The sequence below is a fragment of the Citrobacter sp. CK198 genome (assembly GCF_030333295.1).
GTDB classification, from domain to species: domain Bacteria; phylum Pseudomonadota; class Gammaproteobacteria; order Enterobacterales; family Enterobacteriaceae; genus Citrobacter_B; species Citrobacter_B koseri.
The window spans coordinates 285,473-303,833 of the sequence record NZ_JAOWGE010000034.1; the positions used below are offsets into that span (position 1 = coordinate 285,473).

Annotated in this window: 16 protein-coding genes; 13 read left to right on the forward strand and 3 right to left on the reverse strand. The window is 54.6% G+C overall.

What is annotated here, in order from left to right; translation table 11 throughout:
* Window positions 1–39 precede the first annotated feature (39 nt).
* Complete coding sequence (locus OGY62_RS16450; protein ID WP_012131485.1) at window positions 40–1,872, forward strand: SLC13 family permease; 1,833 nt, start codon at window positions 40–42, stop codon at window positions 1,870–1,872.
* A gap of 91 nt (window positions 1,873–1,963) precedes the next feature.
* Here the strand turns inward: OGY62_RS16450 and yfbR are convergent, their stop codons facing one another.
* The 3 genes from yfbR to OGY62_RS16465 form a co-directional block, all read right to left on the reverse strand.
* The gene (gene yfbR, locus OGY62_RS16455) at window positions 1,964–2,563 is read right to left on the reverse strand and encodes a 5'-deoxynucleotidase (protein WP_012131486.1); all 600 of its coding nucleotides are present in this window, start codon (window positions 2,561–2,563) and stop codon (window positions 1,964–1,966) included.
* 104 nt (window positions 2,564–2,667) lie between these two features.
* Entirely contained in the window at window positions 2,668–3,885 is a 1,218-nt protein-coding gene (alaA, locus tag OGY62_RS16460; protein WP_012131487.1) for an alanine transaminase AlaA, read from the reverse strand.
* A 46-nt stretch (window positions 3,886–3,931) separates the two neighbouring features.
* The gene (locus OGY62_RS16465; RefSeq protein WP_286460294.1) at window positions 3,932–4,174 is read right to left on the reverse strand and encodes a hypothetical protein; all 243 of its coding nucleotides are present in this window, start codon (window positions 4,172–4,174) and stop codon (window positions 3,932–3,934) included.
* Window positions 4,175–4,820: 646 nt separating this feature from the next.
* On the opposite strand from OGY62_RS16465, the gene lrhA reads away from it, so the two are divergent.
* The 12 genes from lrhA (at window position 4,821) to nuoL (ending at window position 18,288) form a co-directional block, all read left to right on the forward strand.
* Window positions 4,821–5,759, forward strand: a complete 939-nt coding sequence (lrhA, locus tag OGY62_RS16470; RefSeq protein WP_012131489.1) for a transcriptional regulator LrhA — start codon at window positions 4,821–4,823, stop codon at window positions 5,757–5,759.
* A 628-nt stretch (window positions 5,760–6,387) separates the two neighbouring features.
* Window positions 6,388–6,831 (forward strand): NADH-quinone oxidoreductase subunit NuoA, encoded by a 444-nt coding sequence (gene nuoA, locus OGY62_RS16475; protein ID WP_012131490.1) that lies wholly within the window; start codon window positions 6,388–6,390, stop codon window positions 6,829–6,831.
* A gap of 15 nt (window positions 6,832–6,846) precedes the next feature.
* Complete coding sequence (gene nuoB / locus OGY62_RS16480; RefSeq protein ID WP_012131491.1) at window positions 6,847–7,521, forward strand: NADH-quinone oxidoreductase subunit NuoB; 675 nt, start codon at window positions 6,847–6,849, stop codon at window positions 7,519–7,521.
* Window positions 7,522–7,606: 85 nt separating this feature from the next.
* Window positions 7,607–9,409 carry an NADH-quinone oxidoreductase subunit C/D gene (nuoC, locus tag OGY62_RS16485; RefSeq protein WP_012131492.1) on the forward strand — a complete coding sequence of 601 codons (1,803 nt, stop codon included), beginning with the start codon at window positions 7,607–7,609 and terminating at the stop codon, window positions 9,407–9,409.
* A gap of 2 nt (window positions 9,410–9,411) precedes the next feature.
* Window positions 9,412–9,912 (forward strand): NADH-quinone oxidoreductase subunit NuoE, encoded by a 501-nt coding sequence (gene nuoE / locus OGY62_RS16490; protein ID WP_012131493.1) that lies wholly within the window; start codon window positions 9,412–9,414, stop codon window positions 9,910–9,912.
* The gene (gene nuoF / locus OGY62_RS16495; RefSeq protein ID WP_012131494.1) at window positions 9,909–11,246 is read left to right on the forward strand and encodes an NADH-quinone oxidoreductase subunit NuoF; all 1,338 of its coding nucleotides are present in this window, start codon (window positions 9,909–9,911) and stop codon (window positions 11,244–11,246) included. Before nuoE ends, nuoF begins: the two co-directional genes overlap by 4 nt.
* Before the next feature lie 81 nt (window positions 11,247–11,327).
* Window positions 11,328–14,054, forward strand: coding sequence for an NADH-quinone oxidoreductase subunit NuoG (nuoG, locus tag OGY62_RS16500; protein ID WP_286460295.1), 2,727 nt, complete (start codon window positions 11,328–11,330; stop codon window positions 14,052–14,054).
* On the forward strand, window positions 14,051–15,028 hold the full coding sequence (gene nuoH / locus OGY62_RS16505; protein ID WP_012131496.1) for an NADH-quinone oxidoreductase subunit NuoH: 978 nt from the start codon (window positions 14,051–14,053) through the stop codon (window positions 15,026–15,028). The genes nuoG and nuoH overlap by 4 nt, the downstream gene beginning before the upstream one ends.
* Window positions 15,029–15,042: 14 nt before the next feature.
* Window positions 15,043–15,585, forward strand: a complete 543-nt coding sequence (nuoI, locus tag OGY62_RS16510; protein ID WP_012131497.1) for an NADH-quinone oxidoreductase subunit NuoI — start codon at window positions 15,043–15,045, stop codon at window positions 15,583–15,585.
* A gap of 11 nt (window positions 15,586–15,596) precedes the next feature.
* Entirely contained in the window at window positions 15,597–16,151 is a 555-nt protein-coding gene (nuoJ, locus tag OGY62_RS16515) for an NADH-quinone oxidoreductase subunit J (protein ID WP_012131498.1), read from the forward strand.
* Complete coding sequence (gene nuoK, locus OGY62_RS16520; RefSeq protein WP_000612644.1) at window positions 16,148–16,450, forward strand: NADH-quinone oxidoreductase subunit NuoK; 303 nt, start codon at window positions 16,148–16,150, stop codon at window positions 16,448–16,450. Before nuoJ ends, nuoK begins: the two co-directional genes overlap by 4 nt.
* The gene (gene nuoL / locus OGY62_RS16525; protein ID WP_012131499.1) at window positions 16,447–18,288 is read left to right on the forward strand and encodes an NADH-quinone oxidoreductase subunit L; all 1,842 of its coding nucleotides are present in this window, start codon (window positions 16,447–16,449) and stop codon (window positions 18,286–18,288) included. Before nuoK ends, nuoL begins: the two co-directional genes overlap by 4 nt.
* Window positions 18,289–18,361 lie beyond the last annotated feature (73 nt).

Consider the following 18,361-nt stretch of genomic DNA (forward strand, 5'->3'; position numbering starts at 1 on the left):
CAGAATCAGTCCATCCCTCTCATTTAACAAGGATATGTTGTGAACGGTGAATTGATATGGGTTCTCTCCTTACTGGCGATTGCCGTTATCTTGTTTGCGACGGGCAAAGTGCGCATGGACGCGATTGCTTTGCTGGTCATTGTCGCCTTTGTTCTGAGTGGAACATTGAGCATCTCAGAGGCCTTTTCCGGCTTCAGCGATCCTAACGTTGTTCTGATTGCCGCCTTGTTCATTATCGGCGACGGTCTGGTGCGTACCGGCGTCGCGACGGTCATGGGCGCCTGGCTGGTGAAAATGGCCGGTAGCAGCGAAGTCAAAATGCTGGTGCTGCTGATGATCACCGTTGCCGGGCTTGGCGCGTTTATGAGTTCAACCGGCGTGGTCGCGATTTTCATCCCGGTGGTGTTAAGCGTTTCTATGCGTATGCAGACCTCGCCTTCACGCCTGATGATGCCGCTCAGTTTTGCCGGTCTTATCAGCGGCATGATGACGCTGGTGGCGACGCCGCCCAACCTGGTGGTGAACAGTGAACTGCTGCGCGAAGGGCTGCACGGTTTTAGCTTCTTTAGCGTCACGCCGATTGGGCTGGTGGTGCTGTTCCTCGGCATTATCTACATGCTGGTGATGCGCTTTATGTTGAAAGGGGATGATGCGTCGCAGCAGCGTGATGGCTGGAAGCGTCGCGCCTTTCGCGATTTAATCAAAGAGTACCGTCTGACCGGTCGCGCTCGTCGGCTTGCCATTCGCCCAGGTTCGCCGATGGTCGGCCAGCGTCTGGATGACCTTAAGCTGCGTGAGCGCTATGGCGCGAACGTGATCGGCGTTGAACGCTGGCGGCGCTTTCGGCGCGTTATTGTTAACGTCAATGGGGTGTCGGAATTTCGCGCCCGCGATGTGTTACTGATCGATATGTCTGCCGCAGAGGTGGATCTCCGGGAATTTTGCAGCGAGCAACTGCTGGAGCCGATGGTTTTACGCGGCGAGTATTTTTCCGATCAGGCGCTGGACGTGGGGATGGCGGAAATCTCCCTGATTCCCGAATCGGAACTGATTGGCAAATCGGTGCGCGAGATCGGTTTTCGTACGCGCTATGGCCTGAATGTCGTCGGTCTGAAGCGTGACGGCGTGGCAATCGAAGGGTCGCTTGCGGATGAAGCGCTGTTAATGGGCGACATTATTCTGGTGGTGGGAAACTGGAAGTTGATTGGTCAACTGGCGAAGCAGGGCCGTGACTTCGTGGTGCTGAATATGCCTGTGGAAGTGAGCGATGCCTCCCCGGCGCACAGCCAGGCGCCGCATGCGATCTTCTGTCTGGTGCTGATGGTTGCGCTGATGCTGACCGATGAGATCCCTAACCCGATCGCGGCAATCATTGCTTGCCTGCTGATGGGGAAATTCCGCTGTATTGATGCAGAAAGCTCCTACAAAGCGATTCACTGGCCGAGCATTATCCTGATTGTCGGGATGATGCCTTTTGCGCTGGCGTTGCAAAAGACCGGCGGCGTTGATCTGGTCGTTAAAGGATTGATGGATGTCGGCGGCGGTTATGGCCCCTATATGATGCTGGCATGTCTGTTTGTGCTGTGCGCCACCATCGGGCTGTTTATTTCCAATACCGCGACCGCCGTGCTGATGGCGCCGATAGCCCTTGCGGCAGCGAAGTCGATGGGGGTGTCACCGTATCCTTTCGCGATGGTGGTGGCAATGGCGGCGTCGGCGGCGTTCATGACGCCGGTCTCCTCGCCGGTAAACACGCTGGTTTTGGGGCCGGGGAACTACAGTTTTAGCGACTTTGTTAAGATTGGGGTGCCGTTTACGATAATCGTTATGGCGGTATGCGTGGTGATGATCCCGGTGCTGTTTCCGTTTTGATTTTTTGCCGGATGGCGCTATTCGCTTATCCGGCCTACAAATGTAGCAGTAGGTCGGATAAGACGTTTACGTCGCCATCCGGCAAAACGATTTATAGCGGCGAATCCTGGCTGATTTCATCCAGCGAGAGGTGAAAACTGGGCACAAACACCGCCATAAAATAGTCCATCTCTTCGCTGCGGCGCGACGCCAGGGTTTTTTCCAGTCGCGTTTTTGCCAGCAGGAATTCATTATTGCCCGCCGATAACTCTTCCAGACACTTCAGATAGGCGCAAAGCGCGTCGGCTTGCTTCACAACCGATTTCTCTTCTTCGCTGTAAGCATGCTCGTCGATCAGCGGTGCAAAAATATCGCGCAGTTCGTCAGGAACCATATCCACCAGTTTTTGCTGAGCAATTTTCTCAATCGCTTTGTATTCCTGCGCGATTTGCGAATTGAAGTATTTCACCGGGGTCGGGAGATCGCCGGTCAACACTTCAGAGGCATCGTGGTACATCGCCAGTAGCGCGATACGCTCGGCATTGACCTGGCCGCCGAATTTGCGATTTTTGATAGCGGCAAGCGCGTGGGCGACCATCGCCACCTGCAAACTGTGTTCGGAGACGTTTTCGGTGCGCACGTTGCGCATCAATGGCCAGCGGTTAATCAGTTTCAGGCGGGAGAGGTGGGCAAAAAAATGGCTCTGCTTCATAGTGACCTTTTCATGATGACAACCTGAGGGTCATTGTGCGCAGAGAAGGCCATCGGATGCAAATACTCGTCTTTCTCACGTTGCATCCGACGGCCAGTTTACGGTTACAGCTGATGATACCCTGACAGGAAGCGCCCGAATTTACTCAGCGACATTTCGATGTCGTCAATACGAGGCAGCGTTACAATGCGGAAGTGATCCGGCCAGGGCCAGTTGAACGCGGTTCCCTGCACCAGCAGCACTTTTTCCTGCAACAGGAAGTCGAGCACCATCTTCTGGTCATCGTGGATGTTAAAGCGCTTCGCATCTATTTTCGGGAACATATACAGTGCGCCGCGCGGTTTCACGCAGGAAACGCCCGGAATATCGTTAATCAGCTCCCACGCACGGTTACGTTGTTCATACAAACGCCCGCCCGGCATGATGAATTCGCTAATACTCTGGTAGCCGCCCAGCGCCGTCTGGATCGCGTGCTGCGCCGGAACGTTGGCGCACAGACGCATTGACGCCAGCATCTCCAGCCCTTCAATGTAGCCTTTGGCGTGTTTTTTCGGCCCATTCAGCACCATCCAGCCCTGGCGGAATCCGGCGACGCGATAGGTTTTGGACAGCCCGTTGAACGTAATGGTCAGCAGATCCGGCGCCAGCGCGGCGATAGAATGATGCTCAGCGTCGTCGTAGAGGATCTTGTCGTAAATCTCATCGGCGAAAATGATCAGATTATGTTGACGGGCAATCTCAACGATCTCCATCAGCAGCTCTTTGGAGTAAACCGCGCCGGTTGGGTTATTCGGGTTGATTATCACAATGCCACGGGTACGCGGCGTGATTTTGGCGCGGATGTCGTCGAGATCCGGGAACCAGTCAGAAGATTCATCGCAAAGATAGTGTACCGCTTTGCCGCTGGAGAGCGAGACTGCCGCTGTCCACAGCGGGTAATCCGGCGCGGGAACCAGCATTTCGTCCCCGCTGTTCAGCAACGCCTGCATTGCCTGCACGATCAATTCGGATACGCCGTTACCAATATAGATATCTTCTACGGTGACGTCGCGCATGCCGCGCGCCTGGTAATGCTGCATGATCGCTTTGCGTGCGGAATACAGACCCTTTGAATCGCAATACCCCTGCGCCGTTGGCAAATTGCGGATGACATCGACCAGGATCTCATCAGGCGCTTCAAACCCAAAAGGGGCGGGGTTGCCGATGTTCAGTTTCAGAACTTTATTGCCTTCTTCTTCCAGGCGTTTCGCTTCTTTCAGAACAGGGCCGCGGATGTCATAACAGACATTTTCTAGTTTGCTGGATTTTTCAATGGGGGACATGAATCTTGACCTTTTTAGCTGTTATCGCCACTCCCTGCCGTGGAAGTCAGCACGGAACAATGTACTCCCACAGCGGTGAGTTTTGAAGGGTCAGCAGTAGAAGATTTTGCTCAGGCTTAGTGTGGGATTGTGCTGTTAAGTCCTGCTTTAATGCCATTTCTTCGGTTTTTATTACTGCTTTTATTTGTTTTATTGGTTTTTTATTTTTAGTATCAGGCTTTTGTGTGGTTGTATGTTTTGTTAAAAAATAGTCTAAACTCAGGGAGGAAAGTGTTAGCGGCGTCAGCATAACTCAATTATCAGGAAAATACTGAATGCTTTTACGAAACTACTGTTATCGCCATGATCTGTAAACGTTAGGGTGTAAATCTATTGTTAAGTAGAATTAATGAGTAGTGGCGATCTTAATTAATTATTATTTAATATTTAAAAAGCACCTGCTGGTGAGATTAATAATACATAATTTTCTTAGTTAAGATAACATAATCACGCTTCAGATTATTCGTATTAAGGCTTATAAATATAGTGGTTTTGGGTTAAGATAAGCCCCAGGAAATGGTGCGCAGTCTGCGTTGTCTGCTAATTTTTATGACGAGCATCTATAACTAACTTGTTGCTCAGTAGGCTTTTTTTGTGTCGGTAAATGTCCGTTAACTTCTTTTACATTTACAAAATTACACGTTTATCCTTAGCAGAATTCCGTTGTTACCTAAAAAGGTATGCGTCTTCTCCTCGATATATCCCTGGTAATGACCTCTGGGATTATTCGAAAAGAAAGGAGAAGAGGTTGTTAGCAGCACCAAATACATTTTTACTTTCACTTGGTTACGCAAGTGAAACGGCGAGGGAAGCACATTACAAATGGAATTGTTTGTTTATGAACACACAGCATTAACCAGGTCAGCATGGTATGACCCGCCAGTAAGTGAAAAATTATGATAAATGCAAATCGTCCGATAATTAACCTCGACCTCGATCTGCTGAGAACGTTTGTTGCTGTTGCCGATCTGAACACGTTCGCCGCTGCGGCGGCGGCGGTATGTCGTACTCAGTCTGCGGTGAGCCAGCAAATGCAGCGTCTTGAGCAGCTTGTGGGCAAGGAGTTGTTCGCCCGTCATGGTCGTAACAAGCTGTTGACTGAACACGGTATTCAGCTTCTGGGTTACGCCAGAAAAATCCTGCGCTTTAATGATGAGGCGTGCTCATCATTGATGTTTAGCAATCTTCAGGGCGTATTAACAATTGGCGCTTCTGATGAATCCGCCGATACGATATTGCCTTTCCTGCTCAATCGGATCAGTTCGGTTTACCCGAAGCTTGCTCTGGATGTGAGGGTGAAACGTAACGCCTTTATGGTGGATATGCTGAAATCGCAGGAAGTGGATTTGATTGTCACTACGCACCGTCCGGGATCTTTCGAGTTCCTGAACCTGCGCACATCGCCGACACACTGGTATTGCGCGGCGGAATATGTGTTACAGAAGGGGGAACCGATCCCGCTGGTGTTGTTAGACGATCCCAGCCCGTTCCGCGATATCGTATTAGCGACGTTGAATGCGGCGAATATTCCCTGGCGCCTTGCCTATGTGGCCTCAACGTTAGCGGCGGTACGCGCGGCCGTAAAAGCCGGACTGGGGATCACCGCGCGACCGGTCGAGATGATGAGCCCGGATTTACGCGTGCTCGGCGCTGCGGATGGATTACCGCCGTTGCCAGACACGGAATACTTACTGTGTCGCGATCCATCAGGCCAGAACGAACTGGCGCAGGTTATCTATCAGGCGATGGACAGTTACCAAAACCCCTGGCAATACAGTCAGTTTACTCCCGAAGGAGGAGACGATTCGCTGATGGTTGAAGGTGACTTTGAGTAGCCAGTCACAAAAAAAACGTTATAAAATGTAAGTGTAAAAAAGGGCCGCTGATGCTGAAAAAACATCCAGCGGTTCTTTTTTTATACAATTTACCGGCGTTTCGGACGTAAATGCGGGAAAAAGCCTAAAAAATCAGTAAGTAGTCATTAACCTGTTAATTTGGATGAAAAATAGGCACTGACGGTCTGGTTTTGTTTCCATGTTAAAAAACTAGAGAAATTGTTGCTGTTTTTTATGGCGGATTAACAAAAGCGTGTCACAGATCAAGAAAATACTCCCATTTAGGGGGAGGCATCTGCGTAAAATCCTGTCAAAATAGGAGTGTATTATCTCATTTACTTCACAACGGACACGATTCAACAACATTAAATTCGGGCTGGTGATGCGATCGAAATCAGTCAAAATGGCATTAAATGTTAATGGTGTTGGGTCGATGTAAATTAATGTGAGGAAACTTTTGTTAAAGTTGACAAAAGGTTATAGAAAGGAGTAAAAAACCACATCAATTAGCTGTTTAATCATTTTCTACAGTGATTGTAAGGTTTTTTTTATTCCTCCCCATGAATCGATGTGGCGTTCATCTGCCGAAAAGAGCAGAGAATTTGGCGCTACTTTTGATGAGTAAGCAATGAGTATGTCAACATCCACTGAAATCATCGCTCATCACTGGGCATTCGCTATCTTTCTTATTATTGCCATTGGCCTGTGCTGCCTGATGCTCGTCGGCGGTTGGTTTTTAGGCGGTCGCGCACGCGCGAGGTCGAAAAACACCCCGTTTGAATCAGGTATCGACTCGGTCGGCTCCGCCCGCTTACGCCTGTCTGCCAAGTTTTACCTGGTAGCCATGTTCTTCGTTATCTTCGACGTTGAAGCGCTGTATCTGTTCGCATGGTCGACCTCTATCCGTGAAAGCGGTTGGGTAGGCTTTGTGGAAGCTGCAATTTTTATTTTTGTGTTACTGGCTGGTCTGGTTTATCTGGTGCGTATTGGCGCGCTGGACTGGACGCCCGCGCGTTCACGCCGCGAGCGTATGAACCCGGAAACGAACAGTATCGCTAATCGTCAACGCTAACCGCGAGGCATTAAGATGGATTATACGCTCACCCGCATAGATCCCAACGGTGAGAATGACCGTTACCCCCTGCAAAAACAGGAGATCGTAACCGACCCCCTGGAGCAAGAAATCAACAAAAGCGTGTACATGGGCAAGCTCGAACATGCGCTGCATGACATGGTTAACTGGGGTCGTAAGAATTCAATTTGGCCGTATAACTTCGGCCTTTCCTGCTGCTATGTCGAGATGGTGACCTCTTTTACCGCCGTGCATGACGTGGCGCGCTTCGGCGCGGAAGTACTGCGTGCTTCGCCGCGTCAGGCCGACCTGATGGTGGTAGCGGGAACATGCTTTACCAAGATGGCGCCTGTCATTCAGCGTTTGTATGACCAGATGCTGGAGCCGAAGTGGGTGATTTCCATGGGGGCATGCGCTAACTCTGGCGGTATGTACGATATTTATTCGGTTGTGCAGGGCGTTGATAAATTTATCCCGGTAGATGTGTATATCCCGGGCTGCCCGCCGCGCCCTGAAGCGTACATGCAGGCGCTGATGTTGTTGCAGGAATCTATTGGCAAAGAACGTCGTCCGCTCTCCTGGGTGGTTGGCGATCAGGGCGTTTATCGCGCCAATATGCAGTCAGAGCGCGAACGTAAACGCGGCGAACGCATTGCAGTAACGAATCTACGTACACCAGACGAGATTTAATTTGCGCCTGTCGGCAGCAGACTTCACTTCGCTTATCACTACATAAATAACGCGAAGCACTGCCGACTACCACGGACCATTTGCAATGGTGAACAATATGACCGACTTAACCGCGCAAGACGCTGTATGGCAAACCCGGGATCATCTGGATGACCCGGTCATTGGCGAACTGCGCAACCGTTTTGGGCCGGATGCCTTTACCGTTCAGGCGACCCGCACCGGGGTACCCGTTGTTTGGGTCAAGCGTGAACAATTACTGGAAGTTGGCGATTTCTTAAAGAAACTGCCGAAACCTTACGTCATGCTGTTTGACTTACACGGCATGGACGAGCGTCTGCGCACGCACCGCGACGGATTACCCGCTGCGGATTTTTCCGTTTTCTACCACCTGATCTCAATAGACCGCAATCGCGACATCATGCTCAAGGTGGCATTGTCTGAAAACGACCTGCATGTGCCGACGTTTACCAAACTCTTCCCGAACGCCAACTGGTACGAGCGTGAAACCTGGGAGATGTTTGGCATCACGTTTGACGGCCACCCGCACCTGACGCGTCTGCTGATGCCGCCGACCTGGGAAGGGCATCCGCTGCGTAAAGACTACCCGGCGCGCGCCACCGAATTCGATCCGTTTGAGCTGACCAAAGCCAAGCAGGATCTGGAGATGGAAGCGCTGACCTTCAAACCGGAAGACTGGGGGATGCAACGCGGCACCGAAAACGAGGACTTTATGTTCCTCAACCTCGGTCCGAACCACCCGTCCTCACACGGCGCATTCCGTATCGTTCTTCAGCTTGACGGCGAAGAAATTGTCGACTGCGTGCCTGACATCGGCTACCACCACCGTGGCGCTGAGAAAATGGGCGAACGCCAGTCCTGGCACAGCTACATTCCGTATACCGACCGTATCGAATACCTCGGCGGCTGCGTCAACGAAATGCCGTACGTACTGGCGGTAGAAAAACTGGCGGGTATTACCGTACCGGATCGCGTAAACGTGATTCGCGTTATGCTCTCCGAACTGTTCCGCATTAACAGCCACCTGCTGTACATCTCGACGTTTATTCAGGACGTCGGCGCGATGACCCCGGTCTTCTTCGCCTTTACCGACCGTCAGAAAATTTACGATGTGGTGGAAGCAATCACCGGTTTCCGTATGCACCCGGCCTGGTTCCGTATCGGCGGCGTCGCGCACGACCTGCCGCGCGGCTGGGATCGCCTGCTGCGCGATTTCCTGGACTGGATGCCGAAGCGTCTGGACTCCTACGAGAAAGCGGCGCTGCGCAACACCATCCTGAAAGGGCGTTCCCAGGGCGTTGCCGCTTACGGCAAGAAAGAAGCGCTGGACTGGGGCTGTACAGGCGCCGCGCTGCGTGCAACCGGTATTGATTTCGACGTGCGTAAATCACGTCCGTACTCTGGCTACGAGAACTTTGACTTTGAAATCCCGGTTGGCGGCGGCGTGTCCGACTGCTATACCCGCGTGATGCTGAAAGTCGAAGAGCTGCGTCAGAGTTTGCGCATCCTTGAGCAGTGCCTCAATAACATGCCGGAAGGCCCGTTCAAAGCGGATCACCCGCTGACGACGCCGCCGCCGAAAGAGCGCACGCTGCAACATATCGAAACCCTGATCACCCACTTCCTGCAAGTGTCGTGGGGCCCGGTCATGCCTGCGAATGAATCCTTCCAGATGGTAGAGGCGACCAAGGGTATTAACAGTTACTACCTGACCAGCGATGGCAGCACCATGAGTTACCGTACTCGTATCCGTACCCCGAGCTATGCGCATTTGCAGCAGATTCCGGTGGCGGTACGCGGCAGCCTGGTGTCTGACCTGATCGTTCATTTAGGTAGTATCGATTTTGTTATGTCAGATGTGGACCGCTAATTATGCACGAGAATCAACAACCACAAACCGAGGCTTTTGAGCTGAGTGCGGCAGAGCGTGAAGCCATTGAGCACGAGAAGCACCACTACGAAGACCCGCGTGCGGCGTCCATTGAAGCGCTGAAAATCGTACAGAAGCAGCGTGGCTGGGTGCCGGATGGCGCGATCTACGCGATCGCCGACGTGCTGGGTATTCCGGCGAGCGATGTCGAAGGCGTCGCTACATTCTACAGCCAGATCTTCCGCCAGCCGGTCGGTCGCCATGTGATCCGTTACTGTGACAGCGTGGTGTGCCATATCACCGGTTATCAGGGGATCCAGGCCGCGCTGGAGAAAAAACTCAATATCAAGCCGGGGCAGACGACCTTTGACGGTCGCTTTACGCTGCTGCCGACCTGTTGCCTGGGGAACTGCGACAAAGGGCCGAACATGATGATTGATGAGGATACTCACAGCCATCTGACCCCGGAAGCCATTCCCGAACTACTGGAGCGGTATAAATGAAAAACGTTATCCGTACTCCCGAAACGCATCCGCTGACCTGGCGTCTGCGCGATGACAAGCAGCCGGTATGGCTGGACGAATACCGTAGTAAAAACGGCTACGAAGGCGCGCGTAAAGCGCTGACCGGGCTGTCTCCTGACGAGATCGTCAATCAGGTGAAAGACGCTGGCCTGAAAGGGCGCGGCGGCGCGGGCTTCTCCACCGGTCTGAAGTGGAGCCTGATGCCGAAAGATGAATCCATGAACATCCGTTACCTGCTGTGTAACGCCGATGAAATGGAGCCGGGCACCTATAAAGACCGTCTGCTGATGGAGCAACTGCCGCACCTGCTGGTGGAAGGTATGTTGATCTCCGCCTTTGCCCTGAAAGCGTACCGTGGCTACATCTTCCTGCGTGGCGAATACATCGAGGCGGCTGTGCATCTGCGCCGCGCAATCGCGGAAGCGACCGAAGCCGGTCTGCTCGGCAAAAACATCATGGGCACCGGTTTCGACTTCGAACTGTTTGTCCACACCGGGGCAGGGCGTTACATCTGCGGTGAAGAAACCGCGTTGATTAACTCCCTCGAAGGTCGTCGCGCCAACCCGCGCTCCAAGCCGCCGTTCCCGGCAAGCTCCGGCGTATGGGGCAAGCCGACCTGCGTCAACAACGTGGAAACGCTGTGTAACGTCCCGGCGATCCTCGCGAACGGCGTGGAGTGGTATCAGAACATTTCGAAGAGCAAAGATGCGGGCACCAAGCTGATGGGCTTCTCCGGTCGCGTGAAAAATCCGGGACTGTGGGAACTGCCGTTCGGCACTACCGCGCGTGAGATCCTCGAAGATTACGCCGGTGGCATGCGCGATGGCCTGAAATTCAAAGCCTGGCAGCCAGGCGGCGCGGGAACCGACTTCCTGACCGAAGCGCACCTCGACCTGCCGATGGAATTTGAAAGCATCGGTAAAGCGGGCAGTCGTCTGGGTACGGCGCTGGCGATGGCCGTTGACCACGAAATTGGCATGGTGTCGCTGGTGCGTAACCTGGAAGAGTTTTTTGCGCGTGAATCGTGCGGCTGGTGTACGCCGTGCCGCGACGGTCTGCCGTGGAGTGTAAAAATTCTGCGTGCGCTGGAACGCGGCGAAGGCCAGCCTGGGGATATCGAGACACTTGAGCAACTGTGTCGTTTCCTCGGGCCGGGTAAAACCTTCTGTGCGCATGCACCAGGCGCGGTCGAACCGTTGCAGAGCGCCATTAAATATTTCCGCGAAGAATTCGAAGCTGGCATCAAGCAGCCGTTCAGCAATACCCATGTGATTGGTGGTATACAGCCGAACCTGCTGAAAGAGCGCTGGTAATTGCGGGCTTACCCCTGCATCGCGATAAGTCATTCGATTAACGCTTAGTCCCTGACTAAGCCAACTGGAAGCATGCTGACTATGGCTACGATTCATGTAGACGGCAAAGAATATGAGGTCAACGGCGCAGACAACCTGCTACAGGCATGTCTGTCCCTCGGCCTTGATATTCCGTACTTTTGCTGGCACCCGGCGCTGGGTAGCGTCGGTGCTTGCCGCCAGTGTGCGGTGAAGCAATATCAAAACGCGGAAGATACGCGTGGTCGCCTGGTGATGTCTTGTATGACGCCTGCCACCGACGGCACCTTTATTTCTATTGATGACGAAGAAGCGAAACAGTTCCGCGAAAGCGTGGTGGAATGGTTAATGACCAACCACCCGCACGATTGTCCGGTCTGTGAAGAGGGCGGTAACTGCCACCTTCAGGATATGACCGTGATGACGGGCCACAACTTCCGTCGTTACCGTTTCACTAAGCGTACTCACCGCAACCAGGATTTGGGGCCGTTCATCTCTCACGAAATGAACCGCTGCATCGCCTGCTACCGCTGCGTGCGTTACTACAAAGACTACGCAGACGGCGCGGATCTGGGCGTATATGGCGCGCATGACAACGTCTACTTCGGTCGTCCTGAAGACGGTACGCTTGAAAGCGAATTCTCCGGCAACCTGGTGGAAATCTGCCCGACCGGCGTATTCACCGACAAAACGCACTCCGAGCGTTATAACCGTAAGTGGGACATGCAGTTTGCGCCAAGCATCTGCCAGCAGTGCTCCCTCGGTTGTAACACCAGCCCGGGCGAGCGCTACGGCGAACTGCGTCGTATCGAGAACCGTTACAACGGGACCGTTAACCACTACTTCCTCTGCGACCGTGGTCGTTTCGGTTATGGTTATGTGAACCTGAAAGACAGGCCTCGTCAGCCGATTCAGCGTCGTGGCGATGACCTGATCACCCTCAACGCCGAGCAGGCGATGCAGGGCGCGGCGGATATTCTGCGTCAGTCGAAGAAAGTGATCGGCATCGGTTCTCCGCGCGCCAGCGTTGAGAGCAACTTCGCGCTGCGTGAACTGGTGGGCGCGGATAACTTCTATACCGGTATCGCTCAGGGCGAGCAGGAACGTCTGCAACTGGCGCTGAAAGTGCTGCGCGAAGGCGGCATTCATACTCCGGCGCTGCGTGACATCGAATCTTACGATGCGGTACTGGTGCTGGGCGAAGATATTACCCAGACCGGCGCGCGCGTTGCGCTGGCGGTTCGCCAGGCGGTGAAAGGCAAAGCGCGTGAAATGGCGGCGGCCCAGAAAGTGGCCGACTGGCAGATTGCGGCCATCCTCAACATCGGCCAGCGCGCTAAGCATCCGCTGTTTGTGACCAACGTTGACAACACCCGTCTGGACGACATCGCGGCATGGACTTACCGTGCGCCGGTGGAAGATCAGGCGCGTTTAGGCTTTGCCATCGCTCATGCGCTGGACGACAGCGCACCGGTGGTCGACGGCATCAGCAGCGATTTGCAGAACAAAATCGACGTCATCGTTCAGGCGCTGGCTGGTGCGAAGAAACCACTGATTATCTCCGGCACCAACGCCGGTAGCGCGGAAGTGATTCAGGCGGCCGCCAACGTGGCGAAAGCGCTGAAAGGCCGTGGTTCGGATGTCGGCATCACCATGATTGCCCGTTCGGTCAACAGCATGGGGCTGGGCATGATGGGCGGCGGTTCGCTGGACGACGCGTTGACCGAACTGGAAACCGGTCGTGCCGACGCTGTCGTGGTGCTGGAAAACGATCTGCACCGTCATGCAAGCGCCGTTCGTGTAAATGCCGCGCTGGCAAAAGCGCCGCTGGTGATGGTGGTCGACCATCAACGCACGGCGATTATGGAGAATGCGCATCTGGTGCTCTCCGCCGCAAGTTTTGCGGAAAGCGACGGTACGGTCATCAACAACGAAGGCCGCGCGCAGCGTTTCTTCCAGGTTTATGACCCGGCCTATTACGACAGCAACACCGTGATGCTGGAAAGCTGGCGCTGGCTGCACTCGCTGCACAGCACCGTGCAGAACCGCGAGGTGGACTGGACGCAACTGGACCACGTTATTGACGCCGCGATCGCCGCAATGCCGCAACTGGCGGGCATTAAAGATGCCGCGCCGGACGCGACCTTCCGCATTCGCGGGCAGAAACTGGCGCGTGAGCCGCACCGTTACAGCGGTCGTACCGCGATGCGCGCTAACATCAGCGTTCACGAGCCGCGTCAGCCGCAGGATAAAGACACCATGTTCGCCTTCTCAATGGAAGGGAACAACCAGCCGGGCGCGCCGCGTTCGCAGATTCCGTTTGCCTGGGCGCCAGGCTGGAACTCCCCGCAGGCGTGGAACAAGTTCCAGGATGAAGTGGGCGGCAAACTGCGTCATGGCGATCCGGGCGTGCGTTTGATTGAAGCATCTGAAAACGGTCTTGATTACTTCACTACCGTTCCGGCCAGCTTCCAGGCACAGGATGGTCAGTGGCGTATCGCGCCGTACTATCACCTGTTTGGCAGTGACGAAATGTCGCAGCGCTCTCCGGTCTTCCAGAGCCGTATGCCGCAACCGTACATCAAACTCAACCCGGCTGATGCCGCGAAGTTGGGCGTGAATGCGGGAACGCGCGTTTCCTTCAGCTACGACGGCAATACGGTAACGCTGCCGGTTGAAATCGCTGAAGGCTTAACGGCAGGGCAGGTCGGATTGCCGATGGGTATGCCTGGCATCGCGCCGGTTCTGGCGGGCGGTCGTCTTGAGAATCTGCAGGAGGCGCAACAATGAGTTGGATTACACCGGATCTGATCGAGATCCTGCTGAGCATTCTCAAAGCGGTGGTGATCCTGCTGGTGGTGGTCACCTGCGGGGCATTCATGAGCTTTGGCGAACGTCGTCTGCTGGGTCTGTTCCAGAACCGTTATGGGCCAAACCGCGTTGGCTGGGGCGGTTCGCTCCAGCTGGTCGCGGACATGATCAAAATGTTCTTTAAAGAGGACTGGATCCCGAAATTCTCGGATCGCGTCATCTTTACCCTGGCGCCGATGATCGCTTTTACCTCGCTGCTGCTGGCGTTCGCTATCGTTCCGGTTAGCCCGACCTGGGTTGTCGCTGACCTGAACATCGGGATTCTGTTCTTCCTGATGATGGCGGGTCTGGCGGTGTATGCGGTGCTGTTCGCCGGTTGGTCGAGCAACAACAAATACTCGCTGCTGGGGGCGATGCGTGCATCAGCACAAACGCTCAGCTACGAAGTGTTCCTCGGGCTTTCCCTGATGGGCGTGGTGGCGCAGGCCGGTTCATTTAATATGACCGACATCGTCAACAACCAGGCTGATATCTGGAACGTTATTCCGCAGTTCTTTGGTTTTGTCACCTTTGCCATCGCGGGCGTGGCGGTGTGTCACCGTCATCCGTTTGACCAGCCGGAAGCCGAGCAGGAACTGGCCGATGGTTATCACATTGAATATTCCGGTATGAAATTCGGTCTGTTCTTCGTGGGGGAATACATCGGTATCGTTACTATCTCCGCGCTGATGGTGACGCTGTTCTTCGGTGGCTGGCATGGCCCGTTCTTACCGCCATTCATCTGGTTCGCGCTGAAAACCGCGTTCTTTATGATGATGTTCATTTTGATTCGTGCGTCGTTACCGCGTCCTCGTTATGACCAGGTAATGTCCTTCGGCTGGAAAGTCTGCCTGCCGTTGACGCTCATCAACTTGCTGGTAACGGCGGCTGTCATTCTCTGGCAGGCGCAATAAGGGGCACAAAGACCATGACCTTAAAAGAATTGTTAGTAGGCTTCGGCACCCAGGTACGCAGTATCTGGATGATCGGCCTGCATGCGTTCGCGAAACGCGAAACGCAGATGTACCCGGAAGAGCCGGTCTATCTACCGCCTCGTTACCGTGGCCGTATCGTGCTGACGCGCGACCCGGACGGCGAGGAGCGTTGCGTTGCCTGTAACCTGTGTGCGGTAGCCTGCCCGGTAGGCTGTATCTCGCTGCAAAAAGCAGAGATGAAAGATGGTCGCTGGTATCCTGAGTTTTTCCGTATCAACTTCTCACGCTGCATTTTCTGCGGCCTGTGCGAAGAAGCCTGTCCGACGACGGCCATTCAGCTCACCCCCGATTTTGAAATGGGTGAGTACAAGCGCCAGGACCTGGTTTATGAGAAAGAGGATCTGCTGATCTCCGGTCCGGGCAAATACCCGGAATATAACTTCTACCGGATGGCAGGTATGGCAATCGACGGCAAAGATAAGGGCGAAGCAGAGAACGAAGCCAAGCCTATCGACGTCAAGAGCCTGTTACCGTAAGGAGAGGGGCAATGGAGTTCGCTTTTTATATCTGTGGCCTGATCGCCATTCTCGCAACCTTGCGAGTCATCACCCATACCAATCCGGTACACGCGCTGCTGTATCTGATTATTTCGCTGTTGGCGATTTCCGGGGTGTTTTTCTCGCTGGGCGCTTACTTTGCCGGTGCGCTGGAAATTATCGTTTATGCGGGCGCCATCATGGTGCTGTTCGTGTTCGTGGTCATGATGCTCAACCTCGGCGGTTCGGAAATCGAACAGGAACGCCAGTGGCTGAAACCGCAGGTGTGGATTGGCCCGGCGATTTTGTCGGCCATCATGCTGGTGGTGATCGTGTACGCCATTCTGGGCGTCAACGACCAGGGTATCGACGGTACGCCAATTAGCGCCAAAGCGGTCGGTATCTCGCTGTTTGGGCCTTACGTTCTGGCGGTCGAACTGGCCTCTATGCTGCTGCTGGCCGGTCTGGTTGTCGCCTTCCACGTCGGTCGCGAAGAGCGTGTGGGCGAAGTGCTGAGCAACCGTCCTGGTGACAGCGCGAAAAGAAAAACGGAGGAGCACGCATGATCCCCTTACAACATGGACTGATCCTCGCGGCGATTTTATTCGTGCTGGGCTTAACCGGTCTGGTTATCCGCCGCAATCTGCTGTTTATGCTGATTGGGCTGGAAATCATGATTAACGCCTCTGCGCTGGCCTTCGTGGTCGCCGGAAGCTACTGGGGCCAGACGGATGGTCAGGTGATGTACATTCTCGCCATCAGCCTTGCGGCTGCGGAGGCGAGTATTGGCCTGGCGCTGTTACTGCAACTTCATCGCCGTCGCCAGAACCTGAACATCGATTCAGTAAGTGAGATGCGTGGATGAACATGCTTGCCTTAACCATTATTCTGCCATTGATTGGCTTTGTATTACTGGCGTTTTCTCGCGGTCGCTGGTCGGAAAACCTATCCGCGACCGTGGGCGTCGGCTCCATTGGCCTGGCGGCGCTGGTGACGGCGTTTGTCGGCGTTGACTTCTTCGCTAACGGCAAGCAGGCGTTCAGCCAGCCGCTGTGGACGTGGATGTCGGTGGGTGATTTCAACATCGGTTTCAACCTGGTGCTGGACGGCCTGTCGCTGACTATGCTCTCGGTAGTGACCGGTGTGGGTTTCCTGATCCACATGTTCGCCTCCTGGTATATGCGCGGTGAAGAGGGATACTCCCGCTTCTTCGCCTACACCAACCTGTTTATCGCCAGCATGGTTATTCTGGTGCTGTCCGATAACCTGCTGTTGATGTACCTCGGCTGGGAAGGCGTGGGTCTGTGCTCCTATCTGCTGATCGGTTTCTACTACACCGATCCGAAGAATGGCGCTGCGGCAATGAAAGCGTTTGTTGTGACCCGTGTGGGCGACGTGTTCCTCGCGTTTGCGCTGTTCATTCTGTACAACGAACTGGGCACCCTGAACTTCCGCGAAATGGTGGAACTGGCGCCCGCGCACTTCGCCGACGGCAACAACATGCTGATGTGGGCGACGCTGATGCTGCTGGGCGGCGCGGTAGGTAAATCTGCGCAGCTGCCGTTGCAGACCTGGCTTGCAGACGCGATGGCGGGCCCGACGCCTGTCTCCGCGCTGATCCACGCCGCGACGATGGTTACCGCCGGTGTTTACCTGATTGCCCGTACCCACGGCCTGTTCCTGATGACGCCGGAAGTGCTGCATCTGGTGGGGATCGTTGGGGCGATTACGCTGGTGCTGGCCGGTTTCGCCGCGCTGGTGCAGACCGACATCAAACGTGTTCTCGCTTACTCCACTATGAGCCAGATTGGCTACATGTTCCTGGCGCTGGGCGTCCAGGCGTGGGATGCGGCGATTTTCCACCTGATGACGCACGCCTTCTTTAAAGCGCTGCTGTTCCTGGCGTCCGGCTCGGTGATTCTGGCCTGCCACCACGAACAGAACATCTTCAAGATGGGCGGCCTGCGTAAGTCTATTCCGCTGGTTTATCTCTGCTTCCTGGTGGGTGGCGCGGCGCTGTCGGCTCTGCCGCTGATTACCGCCGGCTTCTTCAGTAAGGATGAGATTCTGGCTGGCGCGATGGCGAATGGTCATATCAATCTGATGGTTGCAGGTCTGGTCGGTGCGTTCATGACCTCCTTGTACACCTTCCGTATGATTTTCATCGTGTTCCACGGTAAAGAACAAATTCACGCTCATGCAGGGAAGGGGATTACGCATCACCTGCCGCTGATTGTGCTGATGGTACTGTCCACCTTTGTTGGCGCGCTGATTGTGCCGCCGTTGCAGGGTGTGCTGCCGCAGACGACCGAGCTTGAGCATAGCCGCGTGATGACCCTGGAAATTGCCTCCGGCGTGGTTGCGATTGTCGGCATCCTGATTGCCGCATGGCTGTGGCTGGGTAAACGTACTCTGGTGACTTCTGTCGCCAACAGTGCGCCGGGCCGTCTGCTGGGCACCTGGTGGTATAACGCCTGGGGCTTCGACTGGCTGTACGACAAAGTGTTCGTGAAGCCGTTCCTCGGCGTCGCCTGGCTGCTGAAACGCGACCCGCTCAATGCGCTGATGAACGTTCCGGCTATCCTTTCCCGCTTTGCAGGTAAAGGCCTGCTGCTCAGCGAGAACGGATATCTGCGCTGGTATGTGGCATCCATGAGCATCGGTGCGGTCGTTGTGCTGGCGCTGTTGATGGTACTGCGTTGAGTTTGAGGATTGTGGGGTTGATGTCGGATGGCGCTGGCGCTTATCCGACCTACGGGAATCTGTAGGCCCGGTA